At 50.6% G+C, this 5,388-nt stretch carries 4 protein-coding genes; 1 reads left to right on the top strand and 3 read right to left on the bottom strand.

Translation table 11 applies throughout. The features are described from left to right. Window positions 1-859: spermidine/putrescine ABC transporter ATP-binding protein (locus tag NDA06_RS26110; protein ID WP_348251932.1), on the bottom strand; the 859-nt coding region annotated here is incomplete at its 3' end. 394 nt (window positions 860-1,253) lie between these two features. Here NDA06_RS26110 and mrdA point away from each other — a divergent pair. Then, window positions 1,254-3,050 (top strand): penicillin-binding protein 2, encoded by a 1,797-nt coding sequence (gene mrdA / locus NDA06_RS26105; RefSeq protein WP_190414963.1) that lies wholly within the window; start codon window positions 1,254-1,256, stop codon window positions 3,048-3,050. 110 nt (window positions 3,051-3,160) lie between these two features. On the opposite strand, the gene NDA06_RS26100 is transcribed toward mrdA, so the two are convergent. After that, on the bottom strand, window positions 3,161-4,558 hold the full coding sequence (locus tag NDA06_RS26100; RefSeq protein ID WP_190414962.1) for a DUF4335 domain-containing protein: 1,398 nt from the start codon (window positions 4,556-4,558) through the stop codon (window positions 3,161-3,163). A gap of 204 nt (window positions 4,559-4,762) precedes the next feature. After that, the coding region (locus tag NDA06_RS26095; RefSeq protein ID WP_348251931.1) for a DUF3038 domain-containing protein at window positions 4,763-5,388 on the bottom strand (626 nt) is incomplete at its 5' end.

Below are 5,388 nucleotides of genomic sequence, written 5' to 3'. Positions count from 1 at the left end.
CCCAAGGCTCCAACGGCTGCACCACAACTGGCAAACCGCTTTTGGTGACAACTTTGAGCGTTGAGTAGTCAGAAGCTTCAATCCGCCCCTCAAACAGATTGGTATCCCCAATGAAATCCGCCACAAATGGCGTTTTGGGATGCTCGTAGATTTCAGTAGGCGAACCAATTTGCTCAATCTTGCCCCCACGCATGACTGCAATCCGGTCGGAGAGACTTAGCGCTTCCTCCTGGTCGTGCGTCACCATTACAAACGTCAAACCGAGGTCTTGATGTAAATTGGATAATTCCACCTGCATTTGTTTACGCAGCTTCAAATCCAATGCCCCCAAGGGTTCATCCAGCAAAACCACCGCTGGACGATTCACTAGCGCCCGCGCTAAAGCCACTCGTTGCTGCTGTCCCCCAGAAAGCTGGGAAGGAAAGCGGTTAGCATAGGTTTCCATTTTGACCAGCTTCAGCGCTTCTTGCACTCGTTCGGCAATTTCGGTCCTGGGTCGCTTTTTAATCCGCAATCCGAAAGCAATATTTTCCCAAACGCTCAAATGGCTAAACAAAGCATAGCTCTGAAAGACGGTGTTCACCGGACGCCGGTGGGGCGGGACATGGTTCATCGTCTGCCCCTGAATCAGCACCTCTCCTGCCGAGGGAGTTTCAAACCCAGCCATTAAGCGCAAAGTTGTGGTCTTGCCACAGCCAGAGGGGCCTAAAATACTGAAAAATTCTCCTCGGTGGATCTCCAGATCAACCCCCCGGACTGCTGTTTCTCCATTGAATACCTTAAAAACCTTGCGGAGTTCCACATCCAGTTCATTTGTAGTCTCCGGAGAGCGTTGTTCTGCTAAAGAAGTTTGAGACATAGTTGATGATTCCCAGTGGCGATGCCCCACAGAGGTTTGAATTGCTCAACACACGCCGTCGCGTCTGTTTTGTGAAGGCTGAGCCGGTGATGCTTGGTTGAGCGTTGATTGCTAACTTTGGTTTATTTTAGCTGTCGGACTCAGTCCGATTGCGATTCGCTTAAAAATTTGCCATTCTTTGATTCGTTGAACCTGAAAAAGTACATGACAAAGTACAAGTGATTCCCGCTCTGTGCTGGATGCTATTTCCACGGCACCCATTTTCAGGACACCTCCAGTTCATCTTATTGAAGTGTGACGGTACACTATGTAGGAGCAATCCCTCTGTGAATTGCCGCCCACTCAAAATACCTTTTGTTTCCCTGTTTAGAGCCAATTTATTCAGCCTCCTGCTATGACCTTAATCGCTCGGTCTTCCTCAATTGGGCGTCAATCCACCCCCCGAACTGTGGGCCGACGTCTCCAATCTGTAATTATCATGTTGCTCGTTACCTTACTCTTGGCGGGTGGGATTGGCGCTCGTTTAGTTTTTTTACAAGTGGTTCAGGGGGAACGTAACCGACAGCTGGCAGAAAACAATCGGATTCGTTTGATTCCCAAACAGCCGGCCCGAGGCACCATTTTCGATCGCAAAGGAAGAGTTTTGGCGAGCAGTCGCCTGTCTCACTCGGTTTTTTTGTGGCCCATCGCCCGCAAGCAGAAGGATTGGCCTGCTACCCTCAGCCGCCTTTCGGAACTGTTAAATGTTCCTGAGAAAGAAATTCAAAAGCAACTAGAAAAAGCCGGTTATACCTCGACCTCGCTGTTACGAATTGCTCGTGACATCAATCCTGCCCAAATTACGGCACTTGAAGAGTACAGGAGCCAACTAGAGGGCGTAGAGGTGGATATTGAAGGGGTACGAAACTACCCCAACGCTGAGGTGGGCGCTCACGTCTTAGGGTATACGGGGGAAATGAACGATGAAGAGCTAGCCAAGATGAAAGATCAAGGCTACCGCTTGGGTGATGTGATTGGTCAGATGGGTGTGGAGGCAGCTTTTGAAAAACCGCTACGGGGAGAATGGGGCGGTCAACAAGTTGAGGTAGATGGTGCGGGTCAAGTGCTGCGGATTCTTGGTCAGAAAAAGGCGAAGGCTGGGAAGGATGTGCAGTTAACGCTGGATCTGGATTTGCAGAAGGCTGCGGAGCGGGCATTGGGCGATCGCAAGGGCGCAATCGTGGCAATGGACCCCAACAATGGGGCAATTTTGGCAATGGTCAGCCGCCCAGGCTTCGATCCCAACGTTTTCTCTAAGCGGATCACCCCAGAAACTTGGAAGAAAGTACAAAGTAAGGGCAACCCCTTCGTCAACCGCGCTTTAAGAGTCTTTCCACCAGCGAGTACCTTCAAGATTGTCACCGCGAGCGCTGCGATTGAATCGGGTAAATATTCTCCGAATACGGTATTAGCAACCTATCCTTACTTAACCGTCGGTGGGATTCGGTTTGGGGAATGGAACCATGCTGGATTTGGCCCCTTGGGATTTGTTGGGGCGCTAGCGATGAGTAGCGATACTTTCTTTTATCAGATTGGTAAAGGAATAGGTGGTCCCACCTTGATTGACTGGACTCGGAAGTATGGCTTTGGTCAAAAAACGGGGATTGAGTTAGCTTCAGAAGAATTGCCGGGGTTGGTTGCGGATGCAGCCTGGAAGGAGAAGCGATTGAAGCAGGAATGGACTATCGGAGACACGGTGAATATGTCCATTGGTCAGGGCTTCTTGCAAACGACGCCGCTACAAGTTGCCGTGATGTTTGCGGTTCCGGCAAATGGTGGCTACCGAGTTAAACCCCACCTGCTCAAAGATAATGAGGCGTCCAAAAACTGGCGAGAGTCCTTGAATATGAAACCAGAAACGCTAAGGGTGGTGCGCCAAGGACTCCGGAGCGTTGTGACTAGCGGCACTGGAAAAGCGGTGAATGCGCCAACGTTACCCCCGGTTGCCGGGAAGAGTGGTACGGCAGAGGCTCCACCAGGACTGTCTCACGCCTGGTTTGGTGCCTATGCGCCTGCGGACAAGCCAAAGATTGTGGTTGTGGCGTTTGCGGAACATTCTGGAGGCGGCGGCGGTAAGGTAGCAGCCCCAATGGTGTTAAAAGTTTTGGAGGCTTATTTTCAGGTCAAGAAACCTGTTAAACCCGTTAAGTAAATTGTGAGGGGTTAGTTGTTAGTGTTTAGAGGAAAGGCTAACAACTGACTCCTCACAACTGACTCCTGACTATTGACTCCTTACAACTGGCTCCTGACTATTGACTGCTCTCAATTTCTCTGCAACGACCTAACTTCGATGGTGCCGTTGGGTGCGAACACCACTCTGAATTGGGCGAGGGGTTCCTGTGGGACAGCGTCTGGCGAGTTGCTCGGCTGGAATAATTTAGGCAGGGGCGTTTCATCCTCGTAATCAAAGGCTGGTTGATTCTGTGGCTCGTAATCGGCGACGACACCGTCTTTGTTTACGGCGACACGGTATTGTAAGCTCCGTGGAAAACTGGGAGTGGCTTGCCAATTTTGCTTGAGTTGTTCGGAAAGCCGAGCTTCTAAACTCTCTATCTGAGCTGAGTCGGTAATTTCTGGACCGAGGCTGGGCTTTTCTTTATACCCATACCAGGGACTCACTTGGGGGACGCCTCGTCTAGTAAATACCACCCGGAACTGAGCCAGGGGTTCTTTGCTGATGTCGCTACCAGTGGCAGGGATATAGAGCAATTCTGGGAGCGGAGTTTCTTCTAAGCGATCGCGTGCGGCTGAGTTAACTGGCTTGTAACCCACCACAGCTCCGTCTTTCCCTACGCCCACCCGATAAACTAAGTCTTGCCGAAACTGGCGGCGGGTCGTCCACTTCTGATAAATGTTGTTTTGCAGTTTCCGTTGTAAGAAGTACAACTGGGTGGGATCGGTCAGCTCTGGTGCTGCTGTCACCAGGGTTTCCAAGTCGGTAGCTTCAGCGCTAGATGACGTGGGGCTTGCTGTCGGCTGCTCGGACGAGACAGGGCTAGCAGGGGTCGTTAAGCTGTTGGGCTGGGGCAAGGGATCTTTGAGGTTCTTGACTTCGGGAGGGGGAACCCTAGAAAACGCGATCGCTGCCAATGCCAAACTCGTGACCCCAACTGCTGCTGGTGCGGCGCGTTGTGCCACCGGCACTTCAGCCTTCGCATAGCGTTTCGGAACCGGCGCGATGGACAGCATGATGTCTGGCAGCGTGCGACCATCAGCCAGGAACTGATCCACCGCCTCCACTAAATCAAACAGCTGTACCGTTGTGATATCAACTTGTCTTGCTTGGAGGGTTGTGGCTGTCCCACTGGATGCGCCACTATGAGTCGAGTCTCCACCACTTCCCGGCGACTCAACAATTAACCGATGCAGATGGGCATCTATTTTCTGAAACTGCACTAAACTCGGCTTGTCTTTCAGACTATGGGAGTGAGGCACCCCACTCAAGAATTCTTGAGCATAGTTGCTGGCTGCTGTCACCAGGCTTTCAAAAAAGTCACGTCCTCCCGTTAATGGCTTCTCCTTACCCGCAAAATGGCACTCAGCATTAACCAGGATAGACATTAAGGGTCGGGTGTCCACCTGACCAGCAGCTGTAGCATCGCTTAACCCTTCTAGGATCAGCGTGCAGTTAGGCAGACTGTACGGACGGCGAATAGTCATTTTCAGTTGGTGATTGGTAATTGGTAACTGGTAATTCGGGGAAAAACTAATAGGTAATTGGTAATTGGTAACTGGTAATTCGGGAAAAGTTTTAAGTTTTGAGGATTGAGTTTTTAAGTCAAGAACTTTCTTCTCGTCTCAAAACGCAACACCAATGCTCATCACTCTTATTCTTGATTACCGATTACTCCTTTTCTATGAAAGTTACACTTCTCCATCAAAAAGGCTGCTCCAAAATCTTTGCATTCCAGACGTTCCCGTACAAAATAGCAGCTCGCTTAACAGCTCAATAGCCAGATTGTTTAACTTCTCATCAGAGTTATAGGCGGCGACACCAGCGCGTCGTGGATTCATTCGGCTCCGGAAGTGAGCGCGGAACCTTTCTAAATACTCAGACAAGCGAAAATGATGTTCCAATGGCACCTGCTTGTCACGCAGCTGTTGATAAGCCAGTAGCAGCTGCCGGATCAACACGGTTAACCGCCGTGCTAGATGGCAGACTAGGATCACCATCGCTTTGGCTTCATCCAGGGTTAGCAAACGGCGTGTATAAGATCGTCGTAGCGGGTTGCTGCTTCGGATTCGCCAAAGGTGTACCCGATTTTTGATAATTCCCTGGAGTTCCAAATCCTTCGCCACTGTCAGCATTGCTTCAGACCCTCCCAATTCCAGGGCTTCTATTGCTAGTAGCATCAGGTCAATTTGTAGCCGAGTTCGACGCGGACACCCACTTGACGACGAAATCGGTGGGTCAGGGAGATTGTCTAAAATCAGCGGCATTGACTCTCGTGGAGGACTGTTTAATGGCATTACGCTCACAGAAAGATTCA

The organism is Trichocoleus sp. ST-U1, from assembly GCF_039961835.1.
GTDB lineage: Bacteria > Cyanobacteriota > Cyanobacteriia > Cyanobacteriales > FACHB-T130 > FACHB-T130.
The sequence above is the reverse complement of the archived record's forward strand: the minus strand, read 5'-3'. Positions and strand labels throughout refer to the sequence as shown.